Consider the following 18,748-nt stretch of genomic DNA (forward strand, 5'->3'; position numbering starts at 1 on the left):
GCCTATGGCAAAGCGGCAGATGTACAGTCAGGTCAAATCAACGAAGTAGGTTCGTCATCATCTCCACCCTATTAGTATCAGTGCTTTTCCGATGACAGGGGCAAAATTAAATAATTACAGTGAAAGAAGCGGAGATGGCTGTCAACTTTTAAAGACAGGTTCTGCATTTTCCGGAACTGTGCTTCGAGTAGGTGTTAAACTTGTAGCCCTTTTTGGATATAATAAACTGACAATCAATTAAATAATTATATGCCTGAGCAGTTACAGTACCTTAGATCGCTTCGCCATGCAATAATCCCGGTTGACAGTTGAATATGTCCACTTTAGCCGAAAGGATCTTCTTATCTGTGCTGCCCGCCGGTAATTTTGATTTTATAAAATGAATATTATGAAGTCAAACAAAAAAATTATCTACCTCGCCGCAACCCTCTGTTTCCTATTCGCTGCAGGTTACCGCTCCGTTGCTCAGAAAAGGCCAGCTACAGAAATCAGCGGGCAGGGGTTCGCCGTTCTGGAGCTATTCACTTCCGAAGGGTGCTCAAGCTGCCCGCCGGCGGAAGCCCTGCTTGAACAGGTCGACCAGTCTTCAGTTGGCCAGCCTGTTTACGTGCTGGCCTATCATGTTGACTATTGGGATCGTCAAGGCTGGAAAGATGCCTTTAGCGACCACCGGTTTTCAGCAAGACAATATCGATACAGTCATTTGTTGTCAGGCCGGATCTATACACCCCAGTTGATCATTAACGGAGCGGCGGAGGGGATTGGCTCCGATGCGGAGTTTGTAAACAAGGGAATTCATCAGGCATTATCGGCGCAGCCAAACACCACGCTCCAAGTCAAAGGGAAGCTGTTTCAAAATACGGCTGAACTTCAATATCAGATTCAGGGAACCTTGTCCCGAGAGAAGCTACTTATAGCGATCGTTCAGAATCATGCGGTCAGCCATGTGCTGCGGGGGGAAAATAAGGGGCGTACGCTATCACATACAGCCATTGTCCGGGACCTGCAGCCGTTTGTTATCGACGGCCATAAAGGTGGAGCGATCACGGTTCCGCTGCCGCAGCGTTTTAATAGGAAGGATTGGCGTATTATAAGTTTTTTACAGGATCCACAAACAGGACATATTAGCGCTGCCAGTCATGCGGACATCATATAATGAGATTAAAAGTTAAATATTAATAAAATGGAAACACAAACAAGGATAACGGTCATTGATGACAAAATTAACGAAGGTCAAAAAGTGCTTTATACAGGCAAGACGCATGTTAGCGGTGGCAGAGACGGGTTTGCCAGCAGCAGTGACAAGCGGTTACAAACCAAGTTAGGCACACCCGGCAATAGTCCCGAAGGAACGAATCCCGAACAGCTGTTTGCGGCAGGTTGGTCAGCCTGCTTTATCGGGGCGATGCAACTGAGTGCCGCCCGTTTAGGGCTGCTCGTTCCTGACGGGACTGCAGTTGATGCAGAGGTGGATCTTACCGCCGCTGCAGGAAGTTTCTCCCTCCAGGCAAGGCTGAATGTCGTATTGCCCGGACTAAACGCTGACCAGGCCGGTCAACTGGTAACAGCTGCACATAATAGTTGCCCGTATTCCAAGGCGACAAAGGGCAACATGAATGTGCAGATCAATATTGTCGTATAATATTTAAAAACCTGGATTACAACCGGAGCCTTCCTGGTATAAAATACCGAGAAGGCTTCTCGTTTTTGCCGACACGTATCGTTTAATATAAGTGTTTGTGAACGCAAGTTTTGTCCGGTTCCCGGTTCATTGTGTCCGGTTCCCCGGTTTTTAAAATAGACACCGTTTCGGTTGACACTATTTTTACGTCCTCAAATGACAGATCATGAAACAGCTCAAAAGTATTTTTTCCAGAAAGTGCTATACGGTACCTGCAATCATAATGATTTCTTTTATCCTTCTTCAATTTATCGGCCCGACCGTTTCTAACCCACCCGCAACGCACCCGATACAGGCACCCGAAAAAGTGGCCCAGATCTTGAAACGTGCCTGTTATGACTGTCATTCCAACGAAACGTCCTCAGGCTGGCCCTCTAAAGTAGCGCCTTTTTCCTGGATCGTATTTAAAGATGTCCGGACTGCGAGAAGCAGGTTTAACCTCTCTACCTGGGATACGTTAACGGCGGCACAGCAACAGGGGCTGGTGTGGGAAATGGTGAATATGGTCCTGGATAATAAGATGCCGCTGCCTTCTTACAGATTGACACATCCTGCTGCCAGGCTGTCGGAGACGGACATTGAAGTGCTCAAAAACTACGCGGTATCGCTGAACCCGCCCCGTTTTTATGATACAGCCGCTGTCAATGCAGCCGTATCACAGTTCCGTCCTTCCGTTGCTTCTGATAATGAACAGACGCCTGTTGCTGCGAATGGTGTTCGCTATATCAAAGATTATCGCAATTGGCAGGTCATCAGCACTACAAATCGATTTGATAACAATCGCAGTATCCGGATTATTTATGCTAATCCGGTAGCCGTGCAAGCCATTAAAAATAACCAAATCAAGCCTTGGCCTGAAGGCAGCATTATTGTAAAGGTGGTTTGGGATATCATCGAGGAGAAAAATGGTGACATTCTGCCTGGTAAGTTTAATAACGTCCAGATCATGATAAAAGACAGCAAGCGATTTGAAGACAGCGAGGGGTGGGGGTTCGCCAAATTTACCGGAACGGGACATGTGCCCTATGGGGAAAAGGCGTCTTTTGATGCAACCTGTTTTAATTGCCATAAAGCTGCCAGTGACAATGGTTATGTATTTAATGTGCCTTTGCCCGACGGAGACCTCTTGCCTGCCAATCACTTATAAATTCTTTAATATTATATTTTATGAAGCATTTTACATATTTATGCATGGCATTTATTGTGCTGGCCGGGTGCCGGCATATAAGCGACAATAACGCTGATAAAAAAAATGACAGTAAGCATCGGGAAGTATATAATGCTCATGGAGAGCAGGTATATAGCGTTTTTGCCAATCGAAATAGAAAAACGATGACCATTGTCTATGCCAACCAGCTGGCGATATCGGCGGTAGCCGCAGGATCTACAGGACAGCAGGCAGGTGAGGAACTGACCGTTGTGACTTATCAACAGGAGAATAATAAGTACTGGTATGGGAGTTATATCAACGGACGGATTCAATCCGTGGAGAAATTAACTTTACAAAGGCCTGACCTGGGCAGCAAAGGCTGGAACTATAAGCTTTTAAGCGGAAGGCAACCGTTTGGGGTGGGTGACCGATATATTAATCCATCGGAGCGTATAACGCAAATTTTAGAAAAGCATCCCGTTGTTTTCCCGTAAATCAATTAATTTGCTCCCGATAGGCGCTTAAAAATGAGTAATTTCCGACAGATGAAAACATCTGAATTAAAGATATCTCCAGGAATCATCTGGATAAGCTCCGTCGTCCTGGGCATTTTATCCTCGGTGCCACAACTGGCACAGCATAGTTTTAATATGACAGAAGCGGTAGTCAATGCCATACTGACCTCCGCTTTTGCTATTATCATGTGGTATGTCAATCTGTTTGTCTTTTCCTGGTATAGGAAAAGGTCTCCCCGTAAACAGACCTCTTCCCGCCGGCTATTTATCACATTTGGTATTGGCATTATAATCATGTTTGGCCTGGCCTGGCTACAGCAATTAATTCTGACACATATCAATTTTGGCCCTGTCATGCTGATGATTGAGGTGCGCGGGCTGTTGATTAATCTTATCTGCTATACGATTCTGCACCTGTTTCAACAGAATTTTGAAAACCGCCGCATCACTATCCAGTTGGAACAGATGAAAAATGACAATCTCGCTGCGCAATATGAACTTCTCAAACAGCAGGTGAATCCTCATTTTTTATTTAATAGCCTGAATACTTTAAAATCGATGGTTGAAAACGGAGAGAAGGAAGCAGTAGGATTTATTATTAAACTTTCGAAGTTTTACCGGCATACACTTGAAACAAGGAAGCTGGATCTGATAACGGTTAAGGAAGAAATGGAGATCGTACAGGCTTTTTTATATTTACAAAAAGCCAGGTTTGGGGAAGGCTTTGTTTTTGAACAGCGCCTGGAAACGGCTTCGTTTACTTCACTTATTCCTCCTTTTACGTTACAGTTGCTCATTGAAAATTGTCTGAAACATAATATTGTTTCTGAGGAACAGCCCTTACACATTAGGGTATACGAACGGGATGGAAGACTAATACTTGAAAACCCCATTCAGTTGAAATCCGGGGATCACCATTCCCTGGGAGTCGGGCTGGAGAATATCCGCCTGCGCTACCGGCATCTGACGGATAAGCAAGTTGAAATAACAGATGATTCTTGTACGTTCAAAATAAAACTCCCTATCATTTATGAAGATCCTCATTATTGAAGATGAACCCCGGGCAGCCGCCTCTTTGGAAAAGATCATCACAGAAATCAAACCTGGCGCTTCAATTATCGGAAAATGTCAGAGTATTGCCTCGTCCGTTAAGTTACTTTCTGGACCTGTGCGGCCTGATCTGATCTTTATGGATATTCAGCTCGGCGATGGCTTGTCTTTTGATATCTTTAAGCAGGTAGATGTCGCTTCTCCCGTTATTTTTTGTACCGCTTTTGATGAATATTCAATCGAGGCATTTAAACAAAATGGCATTGATTATATTCTTAAACCCTTCTCCCGGGAAGATATAGAAAAGGCATTGGCTAAGGTGGATCATATCAGCCGGTTCTATCAGTCTGGTACACAGCCTGACTTCAGTGAACTGATCGCGAAATTATCTGCACCGGCAGGGAAAACAAGTTTTCTGGTCTTCCACCAGCAAAAGTATATCACTGTTCCGACAGAAAGTATAGCATTCTTTTATGTTCAGCACAATGCGACTTGTATCATGTGTTTTGATCAGCGTGAGTATGTTATCAATTTATCCTTGGATCAGGTAGCTTTGCAGGTGGCAGCGTTGCAATTTTTCAGGGTAAACAGGCAGTACCTGGTCAACTTTAAGGCGATCCGGGAAGTTCAACCTTTCTTTATGCGTAAACTGTTTGTCAAGCTGGTCTTTGATACCAAAGAGAAGATACTTGTCAATAAAGAGAAGGCTCCCAGATTACTGGCCTGGATGGAAAATCGCTAACGCTATCTAATTCTTGGATTTTCCTAATATTGAATCAAGGACGCTGTCTGTTAAGCTATTGCCTGCTTCCAGGTTATTGAGAATGAAGTTCCGGGCATGTCGTGAACCAGAGAGGAGGCTGGCCGGAAGATCGGTTTGGCAACGGCGTGCAGGCTCAACGGTTGCTTAGGATTAATTTATTACAGTCGATCAGCAGTTCAGGGAAAACATGGATGGAACTGCAGCATTGGAATGGATGTGGGTTGAAATTGACCGATCGGTCATGAAGCAAAAACAACAAGGGTGCCCATAAATTAATATAGGCACCTTGTTATTGGGAAGTGTTTTATCGTTGGCTGGCCATCGCATCTGCTTCAATAATAGCGTTTGCGAATGCTGCTGGCGCTTCTTCAGGCAGATCATGTCCGATACCGCCTGTGATGGTATGATGTTTATACTTTCCTGTATACTTATTTCGGTAAGCATCTGGCGAAGGATGAGGAGCTCCATTTGCATCTCCTTCTAAAGTGACTGTCGGAACGTGAATGGCAGGCCCCCCGGCCAGCCTGGATTCTATGGCAGCATAGTTTTTTTCTCCTTTCACCAGTCCTAAGCGGTATCTGTAGTTATGAATAACGATCGCTACATGATCGGGGTTATCAAAGGATTTGGCTTCCTGATTAAATGTAGCCTCATCGAATTTCCAGTCGGGAGAGGCGAGTTGCCAGATTAATTTCGCAAAGTCTCTGGTATGCTCTTTATAGCCAAGCTCTCCACGTTCGGTTGCGAAATAAAACTGATACCACCAGGATAGTTCTGCTTTTGGAGACAAAGGCTTTATGGCTGTTTTTGGATTGCCTATTAGGTAACCGCTTACTGCAACGAGGGCGGTGCATCTTTCAGGATGAAGTGCCGCGATGATATCCGCCGTTCTGGCTCCCCAGTCGAATCCCCCAATAATGGCCTTTTGAATATGAAGTGCATCCATAAAGTCAAGGAGGTCTTGTGCGAGTGCGCCTGGCTGGCCGCTACGGGGCGTACCGGCTGAAAGGAAGCGGGTGGATCCGAAACCGCGGGCATATGGCACAAACACGTGATAGCCTTTCTCAGCCAGAATAGCGGCAGCTTTAGAATAGCTATTGATACCATATGGCCAGCCATGAAGTAATATGACGGGTTGGCCTTTCGAAGGTCCTGCCTCGATATAGCCCACATTCAGGAGGCCGGCATTGATCTGCTTAAGGCTATCGGTAATTGTTAAATTGTTATCGGGAATGTTACCCGGTTTGGCTGCCATAGCTGCAGTTGCGCAAAATACGGTAATGAAAAGAAGGATTACCTGAAGTTTTTGTTTGGAAGAAATAATTGTCTGCATGAGTTGGAAATTGAGTTGTATTAATATATTGAATGGAATCAAGAAGGTATTGGTCTTCTTATCTTTTACTGTTAGCGTATATGGCCGGATATAGCTTGCGATATTGCATATAAGTGACAGAAATGATCGTAAAGGCAATGATCGCATCAACAGTGGCCGGGAACCCCAGGACCGCCATTTTAGACAAGAACGCAAAGATGATGTCAAAGAAAATGCCGGCGAATACCCATTCCTTTAACCGTAACAGACGGTTGGGAATCAACAGGAGAATAATGCCCGAGATCTTAGCGATGCCCAGAATGTAGATAAAATGAGGCGGATAACCGAGTTTAACGGTGATGTCCCATACGACAGGATTTTTGGTAAGCTCACAGATGCCACTTGCGCCAAACCATAAGGAAATGAGAATCGCGCCGGCGTAGTAGACAGTTTTTGAAAACTTGTTGTTCATGATTTTGAATTTTGTTTTTGTTGATGGTGCAAAGTTGCACCGGTTCTTACCTGCTTCATATTGGTAATAGCTTTAAGTGGACAAATAGCCGGTCGAACCCGACGAAACTGCGTTTTGGGATGACGCAGGAGTAGACAGTTTTTGTTATTGGGGCTGGTTGAAGAACTTCGTTCGAACGGGTGTTCAAAGTGGCCATTTTGAGTCAGTCAAGCCTGATTGGTTTGATGCGTTAGCATGGGGGGAGGCTTTACATGAAAGGTTATTTCTATTGGCCCGGCACTATACTGGGGTTGCCTCTTTTGGCAGAGAGGCCTGCTGGATGATAACTAAATGTCACTTGTTGGCTGGCCCGTAAATAATGCGCATATAGGAAGATAGGAGGTACGTGCGACCTTTTGTGGGCCAAATTATCTTGTGAAATTCCTTTTCCGGAATGAACGTATCAAAAGCGCCGCCCTCTATAGCGTACAGTGAATCATTCTTATGATTTGAAGGATACCAGGGGAAACACGCATTGCCTGCAGGAGAAACTGTTTTTGGACGGAAAGGAATGTTCGCGACACATGAGCACCGTTTCTGTTGTGCATGTTACTTGGGGTGAAGAATAACAAAAAGGTCCCCCTGCAAAGCAGGGGGACCTTACAACTAAAAACCATTTAAACCAAAATATGTATTGTTCGATTAAGTGTAAAATCAATCGGGCTTTTTACCTTCTAAAAACGCATTCAGACTGGAAATATTCGTACCCTCTTTTTCGTCTTTATTGACTGTGTATTTGCTATAGTAGTTTTCTGCCGTACTGCTTTCTGCGCCACCCAGCATTTCGAGGTTGCGTCTTACGTAGGCAGGGACGGCGTCAAAATCGCCATTGGGATCTCCACTTTGTACGTTATAGGAAAGATTGCGTAACTTCTGAATTCTTTCCTCTGCTTTCCTTTTTTTCATTTCCTCTTCTGAAAGATCCTGATCTCCACCAAGTGCAGCCCCTACTGGTTGGGCAGGAGTGGTTACTGGCTGAGGCGTGTCTTTGTATACAATTTGCATTTCTTCTTCCTCTTGCTGAAGATTCGGAATCGTGTTCATCGTGGGCCTTTGCTGCACAGGCTGCGGCTGTTGCTGAGAGGCGGAAGGCGTTTGTACAGCAGGTTGTTGCGTAGCGCTTTGTGGCTGCGGCTGGGCCGGCTTCGGCTGTTGGACAAAGGCATGCTGTGGTTTGGCCGGTTGTGGTGCGTAGATATTGGCGGGCTTGTTTAGGAAACCCGGCACCTGAGTTGTCTCCGGTTGTTCATTGGTGGCCGTTGTCTCTTTTTCACTGTAGCCGAATTCCAGCTCCGGGGCCTGCGTCGGCTGTTGTTCCTGCACATGTACCTGCGGAGTAGGAGTGGGGGAAGGGACGGATGCGTTGTTTTCTGAAGGTTGCGCAGCTGCCGCTTGCTGCTGTGGCTCCGCATCCAGGGTAAAATGCACAACTTCAGGAGCCTGCTCGCTGACAGGTTCTGGCTGTCTTTGCTGCGCTGGGGAATCAGTTTCTTGTGATGGCGCTTGATTTTCGACCAATCTTGGCACCAGGGAGTCGCTTTCTGTCTGTTGAACGGCTGCCTGAACTGGCTGAGGTGCCGTTTCGGGCTGCTCAGGTGCGGCCTGAACTGTTACCTGCGGTTCTGCGGCAGGCGTGGCTGATGCAATAGGCTTTGCGACAGGTTGTGGCTTTTCTTGCATGTCTAGGGTGAACAGCACTTTGTCTTTGTCAGCTACTTTTTTAATAGCATCTTTATCAAACGGATTCTTATGTTCAAAACCGGTGGCGATCAGTGTGACAGATAATCCTTTTCCTAATGTCTCATCAATGCCCATCCCAACAATTACATCTGTTTCATCACCTGCTTTTTCCCTGACAAAATCATTGATCAGTTCAAACTCATCGGTTCCACACTCAAACTCACCCTCGCTGGTATTAATATTCAACAGAATCCATTTGGCACCACTGATGTCACTATCGTTTAATAACGGGGAGTTAATGGCATCTTCAATGGCCGTCTGAGCTCTGGCATCACCTTCCGCGACGGCACTACCCAAAATGGCGACACCACCTTTGCGCATTACGGTACATACATCCGCAAAGTCAACGTTAATCTGTCCATTAGAGTTGATAATATCAGTAATACATTTGGCTGCGGTAGAAAGTACATCGTCCGCCTTTCCAAATGCCTCACGCATTTTAAGGTTCTTGTGCTGCATGCGTAACTTGTCATTGCTGATCACCAGTAAGGTATCCACATGCGGTTCTAATTCCTTAATACCGCTTTCGGCCTGGCCACGTCTTCTGGGCCCTTCAAAACTGAAAGGTGTCGTAACGATACCAACGGTGAGAATGCCCAGATCCTGGCATATTTTTGCAATAATTGGTGCACCGCCCGTACCGGTTCCGCCACCCATGCCGGCGCAAACAAAGGCCATTTTAGTGTTGACCTCCAGGATTCTTTTAATTTCTTCCAGGGATTCTTCCGTTGCCTGACGCCCTATGGAAGGGTTGGCACCTGCACCCAGACCTTGTGTCAAATGCGGTCCCAGTTGAATTCTATTGGGTATTGCACTGTTTTCAAGCGCCTGCGCATCTGTATTGCATATGATAAAATCTACATTCTCTATTTTTTGCCCAAACATGTGGTTTACTGCATTGCCACCACCGCCGCCAACGCCGATTACTTTAATAATGGATGACTTTTGCTTGGGGATATCAAAGTCGATCATAATGTTTCAATTTAAATGGTTAGTAGTTTTTAAGTGTTTCTCTGTAAAGGTTCAATTTTATATCTAAAAATAATTTTAAACTGTGCCTGGCACGGCCTTTTATTTGATGACCTGATCTTCTTCTTCTTTGAAAAGGTCGATCAGGTTGTTCTTGAATTTTTCCCAGAACATATTCGGTTTACGGGGCGCCTTCGGCTGCTTAGGCGCCGCAGGTGTCTTCTCTGTTCTGCTTAACACCTCCTGTGGCGTTGACTGTGTTTGCTGCTGGGGCTCATTATTGACCAGAATCTGGCTGGTTTTATGCTTAACAATATTAGACCCTTCAAAAACTTTACTGTGATTCTCATAATCACTGTAGCCTTTTAAGATCAATCCCAGACAAGTTGAGTAGATCGGGTTTTTCAGTTGCTCAATGTGGTTAGGGGCCAGGTGTTCATTTGGATAACCGATCCTGGCATTCAGTCCTGTGACGAATTCGGTTAATTGTTTCAAATGTTTGAGCTGCGCGCCACCACCTGTCAGAATAATACCGCCATTCAGTTTGCGGTTATCCAGACCCACTTGTTTCAAGTGATAAGTTACAAATTCCAGGATCTCGGTCATTCTGGCCTGGATGATATTCGCCAGGTTCTTCACACTGATCTCTCTGGGTGGCAAACCTCGCAATCCGGGTATTGTGATAAATGCATTGGCCTTGGCCTCATCGGTGAGGGCGGAGCCAAATTGTTTTTTCATCGCCTCTGCCTGCTGCTTCAGCACACCCAGGCCCAGACGGATATCATGTGTAATGTTTTCACCGCCAAAAGGAATAACGGCGGTATGTTTGAGTACACCTTCATAGAATACAGCGAGATCGGAGGTCCCGCCACCGATGTCCAGCACTGCAACGCCTGCTTCCATATCCATGTCGCAAAGAACTGCCGAAGAAGAAGCCAGCGGCTGTAACACCAGATCTTTTGTTTTTAAGCCGCTTCTTTCCACAGCACGGTTGATATTGCGGATCGCGTTTCTGTCTCCTGTAATAATGTGGAAATTAGCACCAACTTTCACGCCATTATAGCCTACAGGGTCTTTGATGAACTGAAAGTTATCCACATAGAAATCCTGTGGAATCACATCGATGATCTGATCACCTGCAGGAATAAATGTTTTGCGCTGGTTATCGATGAGCTGCTCGATTTCTACCCGCTGGATTTCGAGTTCTGCATTCTGACGGACAATATCTCCTCTTGTCTGAAGGCTCTTGATATGATGTCCTGCAATACCAACATAAACTTCGTTGATATCCAGATCAGGGTTGCTGGCACGACAGTTCTCCAGTGCTGCGTTAATAGCACGCATAGTCTGGTCAATATTTAGCACCTGTCCGTGCTGAACACCGTTGCTGGGAGCATGACCAAATCCTAGTATCTCCAGCTTGCCTTGCGTATTTTTGCGGCCGGCGATGGCGGCGATTTTGGTCGTGCCAATATCGAGTCCGACAATGATGGGTGCATCACTGTCGACAGACATCTGAACCATTTCTTCCGCAATTTTCCGTTGCTGTGCGTTTAGATTTTCGTTCATTATTTATGGTTTTTTAGTTGTTTTCGAATGGGATGTTTTTTTTATCGTTTTTGTGGGCATGGTCGCCTTTGGTGGCGGAATGCCGGTAGATTTCCCCGCGGATACCGGTGCCTTTTTAATGCCGGAAGGCTTGCCGGCAGGAACGGCAACCACTTGACCCTGATACTGGACGTCAATTTCACCGTAAGCGTCCAGCCCTGTTCGGGCAATGACCTGACGGTAGAAACTATATAAGCGATTGAACTTGCTTTCCAGCGCTTCACCGTTGCCGATACGAATCACCTGATCACCGACGGTAGGCAGTATTTTGAAACCGTCGGCCGGATCATAATCGATCTGCGCAATGAAGCTGTTCCAGAAAGTATCTTGTATTACGAATTGTGCGATGGCTTTCATATCCATTAATACTGCGCTATCCGGGGCAGACAGTATTTTTTTGTCGGAGGGGAAGCCGGTGAATACCGGAATACGCGCTACAATATTTCTATTAGTTGGCAGAAAATTGGCCCCACTGTCCAGGTAAAAAGATTTACCATTAATAGTGAATACCCGGGCGATCGGATCACTTTCTTCCAGGCTTGCCTGTAAGACTTGATCGTTATCAAAGTATAATTTGATCTGGCGGATCCATGGATTTTGCTTCAGCTTGGCTTCAATCTCACTGAGGTTGATTTGGCTGATGGGCTTTCCGGGCTTTCCTCCTGCTTCAGCAATATTTTGTTTAATACCTTGTACATCGGTGAATACTTGTTTGGCTTTCCGGCTTACCTCAACATTGATGCCTTTACATAACTTATCTCCTTTGGTGCTTGCACCAATGAAGAACAGTGCCATGGCGCCAAAGCCAAGCACTATCCATGTCAATAATATGAGCTTCTTTTTAATCATTAACTTTTTCTCTCATTATGCTCCAAAATATCTTGAACAGGCAGCAGCAATTCAGCAATATCGCCTGCGCCACAAAGCACCAATAGAGCAGGGTCTTCCTGTTCAATGGCAGATAATAACTTTTCCTTATCCAATATTCTTTTATCTTCTAAATACATGCCGTTTAAAATAAGTTCACTACTGACTCCTTCCATGGGCGCTTCCCTTGCCGGATAAACAGGCAACAGTATTACCTCATCTGCTTTGTCCAGTGCCTGAGAGAATTCAGCCGCGAGGTCTTTTGTCCTGCTATATAGATGTGGCTGAAATACCACCGTCAGTTTTTGACCATATAGGCTTCTGACACCTTCTATTAATGCCGCGATCTCTTCAGGGTGGTGGGCATAATCATCTATTAATATATGGCGATCAGTTTTCAGGTAATATTCAAACCTTCTTTTAACACCTTTAAAATCCTGCACCGCGGCCTTTATTTTTTCAGCTGAAATTCTTAAATAGGCTGCCACGCCGACGGCCGCCACCATGTTTTCAACATTATGCAGGCCACCTATAGACAGATGCAGCCCGTCTATAGGCTGCCCTTTAAACGATACGTCGAATACATAACTGCCGTCTTCCACGCGAAGATTGCGTGCATAAATATCCGCCTCATTATCAAATCTGCTATAACGCAGATGGTTGTCCGCTGCCAGTTCACTGTCTCTTTTAAGTCCAAGCTTGCTGATCAGCAAACCGCCCGGCTTAGTCCTGGCAGAGAAGGCGATATAAGCATTTTCCACTTCTGTGGGGGTGCCATAGATATCCAGGTGGTCCGCATCCATTGCCGTTATGACTGCTATATCAGGAGATAGTTTTAAAAAGGACCGGTCATACTCATCTGCTTCAATTACGCTGACCGCCTTTTCGCTCGCCCAGAAATTACTGTCATAATTTACTGCAATGCCCCCTAGAAATGCGTTGCATCCATATCCTGTATGTCTTAGAATATGTGCGGTCATCGCTGAAATAGAGGTTTTGCCGTGGCTCCCTCCAACGCATATATTATAGCTCTGCTCAGTTATCCACTGTAACACATCGCTCCTTTTAACAACTTCCATCCCGCTTTCTCTGCAATAAAGCAATTCTTTGTTACCCGCTGAGATGGCAGGCGTATACACGACCAGTTCTGTATCTGAAGGCACCAAGCCGGGATTTTCCTCAAAATGTATATGAACGCCTTCTTGCTTCAATGCTGCGGTCAGCGGGGTGGCGTGCCGGTCATATCCCGCAACGGCAGCGCCCTTACTTTTAAAGAATCTTGCCAGTGCACTCATGCCAATGCCGCCGATGCCAATAAAATAAACTTTCCGGTAATCGTGCAGGCTTCTGGCCTCTGTTGCGGTATGTTTTAACTCCTGACTCACTGAATCGATTTTAATATTTCTTCTGCGATGACTTCATTTGCATTGGTGATGGCTAAGAGGCTGACATTCTCCCGAAACTTCTTCAATTTCTCGTCATCAAATAGTATATCTGTTACAACGCCGAATAACTTTGTAGCTGCATCACTATCCTTGACCATAGCGGCAGCATCTTTCCGGATCAAGCGCATGGCGTTCTCGGTCTGGTGATCTTCGGATGCGAAGGGATAAGGAACGAACACTGTAGGTTTACCAGCTACACACATTTCGGCTACTGACATAGCACCTGCACGGGATATAACAATGTCTGCCGCCGCATAGGCTTTGTCAATCTCCTGGATAAACTCGTCCACCCAGACATTACTTTTATGCATCTTTCCGCTCATGATATAACGGGAAGAATTGTTCTTTCCGGTTTGCCAGATTAGCTGAATATTTAAGGCATGCAGATCAATCAAATGCGCCAGCATGACCTCGTTAATGCTCCTTGCGCCTAATGAACCACCTACTGCCAGGATCGTTTTTTTGTTTTCATCCAGTCCAAAGAACTTCAGCCCTTCAGCCCGGGTAACACTCGAATCAGAAATGATTTTTCTGACCGGATTCCCGGTAATGATGATTTTTCCTTTTGGGAAAAATTTCTCCATGGCTTCAGAGGCAACAAATATTTTTGTCGCATGTTTGCCGAGTAAAATATTGCTTTTACCGGCAAAGCTGTTCGATTCGTGAATAAAAGTAGGTATCCCCTTTTTCTGAGCGTATCTAAGTACCGGAAAGGTCGAATAGCCACCCACACCTACAACCGCGTTTGGTCTAAATTGCCCAAATATTTCTTTCACCTGAAAGAAACTTTTAATGAGCTTAAAGGGAAGACTGATGTTTTTTAATAGGGAACTTCTGTTAAAACCCGCTATGTTGAGTCCCTTGATTTCATATCCCGCTTGCGGCACCTTTTCCATTTCCATCTTGCCCCTTGCCCCAACGAACAGCAGTTCAATGCCAGGGTCAGATTTGCGCAGGGCATTGGCGATCGCAATGGCAGGGAATATATGACCACCTGTACCACCGCCGGCGATGATAATGCGTTTAGGATTGTTATATGTATTATTTCCTTTTTCCATTTTTTGATATTATACCACTGCTGCTTTTATTTTTTCCTTTTGAATCACCGGTATGGCGTCAGTTCGTTTACCTTCCATTTTTTCGACATTACAGGCTACACTTAGAATAATTCCAATTGAAGCACATGTGAATAGAAAGGAGCTTCCCCCCATACTGATCAGAGGCAATGTGACACCAGTGACTGGCATTAGGTTGACATTGACTGCCATATTAGCCAATGCCTGAATGATCAGCGTAAAACTAAGCCCCAAAGCAAGAAAGGCGCCAAAGGCGAAGGGACACTTTCTAAATATTCGAATACATCTAAATAAAAATACCAGATAGATAAATATAATAAAGACACCACCCAGAAGTCCATACTCTTCAATAATGATTGAGTATATAAAATCATTATAGGCCTGTGGCAAATAATTACGCTGGCGGCTGTTGCCAGGTCCTAGCCCAAATAGGACGCTTCCATTGGCGATCGCTATTTTTGATTGCTTAACCTGATAAGGAACTTCGGTATCATCTGAATACATAAAATTCTCAACGCGGCTTCTCCAGGTACTAAACCGCTTGAAGAGACCTTCTGAGCTGTCACTGTTTTCGATCGTATGACCTGCAGCATCTGTCGTCTGGCTGTGGTGTAGAGCAGCGGACCCGATAAGTAATGCCACGGGGATCAAGGCTGTCAGGATCACGAGGCCTATATGCTTAAGATTTACCCGGCCGATAAACATTAGCATTAACGCCGTTGCTCCGGTCAGCAACCCATTGGAAAGGTTAGCGGGAAAGATTAGTAAGCAAGTAATGGCTGCAGGAATAAAAACCGGCAGAAAGCCTTTTTTAAAATCTTTGATGACTTTTTGCTTACGGCTGAGCTGACGACTCATAAACATAAACAGCGCCAGTTTGGCGAAATCACTGGTTTGGAAGGTCATATTAATAATAGGCAGTTTAATCCACCTGCTACCATCATTGATCTCCGCTCCAAAGAATAAAGTATAAATCAGTAAGGGAATAGATACTGCATAACAGATCAGTGCAATTTTTGAATATAATGAATAGTTGACCCTGTGTAGAAAGTATATGACGCCCAGGCCGAGTACAATAAACACGATCTGTTTGAAAAGGTAAACCTCTGTATTACCATGATTCATTTTATAGGCTAAGGATCCCGTTGCACTATATACGACCAGTAATGACACTAGTGCCAATAAGGCTACTGATGCCCAGATATACCGGTCACCTTTGGTCTTTTGGGTAATGCCCTTAAAGGGGTTTTCTATTTCTAATAAATCATTAATCATATCGATGCTACCTCATACGTTCTACTAAAATATTTATTTGCCTTCCGGCAAACGGCTGAAATTCATTATAAATTCTTTACATTTTCTTTAAACTGATCCCCACGATCCATGTAGTTTTTGAAAAGGTCAAAACTGGAACAGCCGGGACTCAGTAATACGGTATCTCCTTTTTCTGCAAGGTGATAGGCTGCGTCAACAGCTTCTTTCATGGATGAAGTCTGGACGATAGGGCTGACAATATCTTTAAAGGCATCGGCAATTTTCTGATTGTCCAGGCCGATACATACGATCGCTTTAACTTTTTCACCAACGAGATCGGCAATTAGCGAATAATCGTTGCCCTTGTCAACACCGCCCATGATGAGTACCGTAGGTTTTTCCATGCTTTCCAGGGCAAACCATACGGAATTGAGGTTGGTACCTTTACTATCATTTATAAAGTCCACTCCTCTGATGGTGGCCACAAATTCCATGCGATGAGCCAAACTCTCAAAAGTCTGCACCGCAGAACGAATCTTTTCTTTTCGAATGTCCAGGACGGATGCCGTGATGCCCGCTGCCATAGTGTTATACTGGTTATGCTTACCTTTTAATGCGACAAAATCATAGATATTCATGCTTACCTGCTCTTCCTGCAGCTTAATGAGCATTTCGCTATTTTTAATATAGGCGCCTTTGGATACTTCTTGTTTCATAGAAAAAGGTAATAAGTTAGATGAGATGGAAATATTTTTTAAATGCCCGGTGATCAGAGGGTCGTCTATGTTATAGATGAAATAATCGCCGGATTCTTGATTTTGAACGATTTTAAACTTACTTTGGATATATTTTTCGATATCATAGTCATATCTGTCCAGATGGTCCTCCGTGATGTTGAGCAGAATGGCGATGTCCGGCCGAAATGCCACGATATCATCCAGCTGAAAGGAGCTGATCTCTGCGATATAGAGCGCCTTGGGGTCGAGAGCGACCTGTCTGGCTATGGAGATCCCTATATTGCCCACCAGGGCGACATCCATGCCGGCGGCTCTGCAGATATGAAAGATCAGGCTGGTTGTTGTGCTTTTCCCGTTCGTACCGGTAATTCCGACAATCCGGCTGTCACCTTTATACCGGTAGGCCAGCTCTATCTCACTGATGACAGCGATTTTTCTTGCCCGGATTTTCTTGACCAGTTCGTTTTTTTCCGGAATACCCGGACTTTTTACCACCTCTTTTGCTTTGAGGATCATGGCTTCGCTATGCCCTTCCTGTTCATAGGGCACACCATGTTCTTCTAGCTCCCTTTGGTAAAGCGGCGCGATCGGACCCGCATCACTCAAAAAGACGTTTAGCCCTCTGGTGCGCGCCAGCACAGCGGCGCCGACGCCGCTTTCCCCCCCGCCTAAAACGATGAGGTCATAATGATCATTTGTATGTTTTATCTCTGTTTGCACAATAGCAATGATTCTATAATTTAATTATCTGATCTTCAGTGTGGCAATGGAAAATACCACCAGTAATACGGTAATGATCCAGAAACGGATAGCGATCTTACTTTCATGAAATCCCTTTTTCTGATAATGATGATGCAAAGGACTCATTAAGAAGATACGCCTGCCCTCGCCGTATTTCTTTTTTGTGTATTTAAAATAACTTACCTGGATAATGACACTGAGTGTCTCCACGAAAAATATTCCGCAGAAAATGGGTAGCAGTAATTCCTTGCGCACAATAATGGCCAGAGAGGCAATGATCCCGCCTAGCGCCAAAGACCCTGTATCACCCATGAATACCTGTGCCGGATAAGCGTTATACCAGAGAAATCCGATACAGGCTCCTACAAACGCGCTGATAAATATGGTCAACTCGCCGAGATTTGGGATATACATAATGTTCAGATAGCCCGCCATTTGGAAGTTACCCGATACATAGACCAAAATGCCCAACCCAACACCGATAAAGGCACTGACACCGGCCGCGAGTCCATCCAGCCCGTCAGTCATATTGGAACCATTGGATACGGCTGTAATAATAAATGTGACGGCCAATATGTAAACAATCCACGTATATTTTTCTGCACCCGGGCCGATCCAGCTGATAAGCCGGCTATAATTGAATTCGTGGTTTTTAACAAAAGGGATGGTTGTGATCGGTGCATTTACCTTTACATATTTTCTTTCCACTCCATCCACCTTTCTAATCGTCTCATTGGGGGCTGAAACGGTCATGTCAACTGTTGTTGCTCCTGCCGCGGGAATGACCTCCCTTTCCATTGACACGTTATGGTTAAAATATAAAGTGGCTCCTATAATAATGCCTAGCCCGACCTGACCGATTATTTTAGCAGTACCGGCCAATCCGTCAGAGTCTTTCTTTTTATATTGTTCGCCTTTTTGCTGCGCTTTTTTTCGGGATTTAATCTTCAGATAGTCATCCAGAAATCCGATTGCGCCTAGCCAGACGGTACACAGCAGCATCAGTCTGACATATACTTTATCCAGGTCTGCCAGAAGGAGGGTAGGGATAATGATCGCCAGCAGGATAATAACCCCTCCCATCGTAGGGGTCCCTTTTTTCTGAGCTTCTCCCGCCAATCCAAGATCACGAACCGTTTCGCCGATCTGTTTTCTGGATAACAGATTAATAATGCGCTTACCATAAACGGTAGCGATAAACAGGGACAGCAGTATGGCCATGGCGGCACGGAACGTGATGTATTGAAACAATCCCGCTCCGGCGATATTAAATTCTTGTTTTAACCATGTAAAAAGACTATATAACATTTATGATGTATTGACGGTTAT

General features: G+C 45.0%; 16 protein-coding genes. 6 read left to right on the forward strand and 10 right to left on the reverse strand.

Translation table 11 applies throughout. The annotated features are described in order from the left end of the window. The first annotated feature begins 388 nt into the window (after positions 1-388). The 6 genes from K9M52_RS10660 (at position 389) to K9M52_RS10685 (ending at position 5,138) form a co-directional block, all read left to right on the forward strand. Complete coding sequence (locus K9M52_RS10660) at positions 389-1,156, forward strand: DUF1223 domain-containing protein (protein WP_224068416.1); 768 nt, start codon at positions 389-391, stop codon at positions 1,154-1,156. 27 nt (positions 1,157-1,183) lie between these two features. Then, the gene (locus tag K9M52_RS10665; RefSeq protein ID WP_224068417.1) at positions 1,184-1,642 is read left to right on the forward strand and encodes an Ohr family peroxiredoxin; all 459 of its coding nucleotides are present in this window, start codon (positions 1,184-1,186) and stop codon (positions 1,640-1,642) included. A gap of 205 nt (positions 1,643-1,847) precedes the next feature. Continuing rightward, positions 1,848-2,828, forward strand: a complete 981-nt coding sequence (locus K9M52_RS10670; protein ID WP_224068418.1) for a cytochrome P460 family protein — start codon at positions 1,848-1,850, stop codon at positions 2,826-2,828. A 20-nt stretch (positions 2,829-2,848) separates the two neighbouring features. Next, positions 2,849-3,325, forward strand: coding sequence for a hypothetical protein (locus K9M52_RS10675; RefSeq protein WP_224068419.1), 477 nt, complete (start codon positions 2,849-2,851; stop codon positions 3,323-3,325). Between the two features lie 51 nt (positions 3,326-3,376). Then, the gene (locus K9M52_RS10680; protein ID WP_224068420.1) at positions 3,377-4,396 is read left to right on the forward strand and encodes a sensor histidine kinase; all 1,020 of its coding nucleotides are present in this window, start codon (positions 3,377-3,379) and stop codon (positions 4,394-4,396) included. Continuing rightward, complete coding sequence (locus tag K9M52_RS10685; protein WP_224068421.1) at positions 4,377-5,138, forward strand: LytR/AlgR family response regulator transcription factor; 762 nt, start codon at positions 4,377-4,379, stop codon at positions 5,136-5,138. The genes K9M52_RS10680 and K9M52_RS10685 overlap by 20 nt, the downstream gene beginning before the upstream one ends. 325 nt (positions 5,139-5,463) lie before the next feature. Here the strand turns inward: K9M52_RS10685 and K9M52_RS10690 are convergent, their stop codons facing one another. The 10 genes from K9M52_RS10690 to mraY all read right to left on the reverse strand — a co-directional run bounded on the left by K9M52_RS10690 (position 5,464) and on the right by mraY (position 18,727). Further along, positions 5,464-6,492 carry an alpha/beta hydrolase gene (locus K9M52_RS10690; protein ID WP_224068422.1) on the reverse strand — a complete coding sequence of 343 codons (1,029 nt, stop codon included), beginning with the start codon at positions 6,490-6,492 and terminating at the stop codon, positions 5,464-5,466. A 58-nt stretch (positions 6,493-6,550) separates the two neighbouring features. Continuing rightward, positions 6,551-6,943, reverse strand: a complete 393-nt coding sequence (locus tag K9M52_RS10695; RefSeq protein ID WP_224068423.1) for a DoxX family protein — start codon at positions 6,941-6,943, stop codon at positions 6,551-6,553. A 693-nt stretch (positions 6,944-7,636) separates the two neighbouring features. Beyond that, on the reverse strand, positions 7,637-9,694 hold the full coding sequence (ftsZ, locus tag K9M52_RS10700; RefSeq protein WP_224068424.1) for a cell division protein FtsZ: 2,058 nt from the start codon (positions 9,692-9,694) through the stop codon (positions 7,637-7,639). A 99-nt stretch (positions 9,695-9,793) separates the two neighbouring features. Then, entirely contained in the window at positions 9,794-11,260 is a 1,467-nt protein-coding gene (ftsA, locus tag K9M52_RS10705) for a cell division protein FtsA (RefSeq protein WP_224068425.1), read from the reverse strand. Between the two features lie 3 nt (positions 11,261-11,263). After that, complete coding sequence (locus K9M52_RS10710) at positions 11,264-12,148, reverse strand: cell division protein FtsQ/DivIB (protein WP_224068426.1); 885 nt, start codon at positions 12,146-12,148, stop codon at positions 11,264-11,266. Further along, positions 12,148-13,551, reverse strand: a complete 1,404-nt coding sequence (murC, locus tag K9M52_RS10715) for a UDP-N-acetylmuramate--L-alanine ligase (protein WP_224068427.1) — start codon at positions 13,549-13,551, stop codon at positions 12,148-12,150. The genes K9M52_RS10710 and murC overlap by 1 nt, the downstream gene beginning before the upstream one ends. Then, a complete protein-coding gene (gene murG / locus K9M52_RS10720; protein ID WP_224068428.1) occupies positions 13,548-14,669 on the reverse strand; it encodes an undecaprenyldiphospho-muramoylpentapeptide beta-N-acetylglucosaminyltransferase in 1,122 nt (373 codons plus the stop codon). The genes murC and murG overlap by 4 nt, the downstream gene beginning before the upstream one ends. Positions 14,670-14,678: 9 nt before the next feature. Further along, positions 14,679-15,962, reverse strand: coding sequence for an FtsW/RodA/SpoVE family cell cycle protein (locus K9M52_RS10725; protein WP_224068429.1), 1,284 nt, complete (start codon positions 15,960-15,962; stop codon positions 14,679-14,681). Positions 15,963-16,027: 65 nt separating this feature from the next. Beyond that, positions 16,028-17,398: a UDP-N-acetylmuramoyl-L-alanine--D-glutamate ligase gene (gene murD / locus K9M52_RS10730; RefSeq protein WP_224068430.1), complete on the reverse strand. Its 1,371-nt coding sequence runs from the start codon at positions 17,396-17,398 to the stop codon at positions 16,028-16,030. A 24-nt stretch (positions 17,399-17,422) separates the two neighbouring features. Next, positions 17,423-18,727 carry a phospho-N-acetylmuramoyl-pentapeptide-transferase gene (gene mraY / locus K9M52_RS10735; protein WP_224068431.1) on the reverse strand — a complete coding sequence of 435 codons (1,305 nt, stop codon included), beginning with the start codon at positions 18,725-18,727 and terminating at the stop codon, positions 17,423-17,425. Between the last annotated feature and the right edge of the window lie 21 nt (positions 18,728-18,748).

The sequence above is a fragment of the Arachidicoccus terrestris genome, assembly GCF_020042345.1.
Lineage (GTDB): Bacteria > Bacteroidota > Bacteroidia > Chitinophagales > Chitinophagaceae > Arachidicoccus > Arachidicoccus terrestris.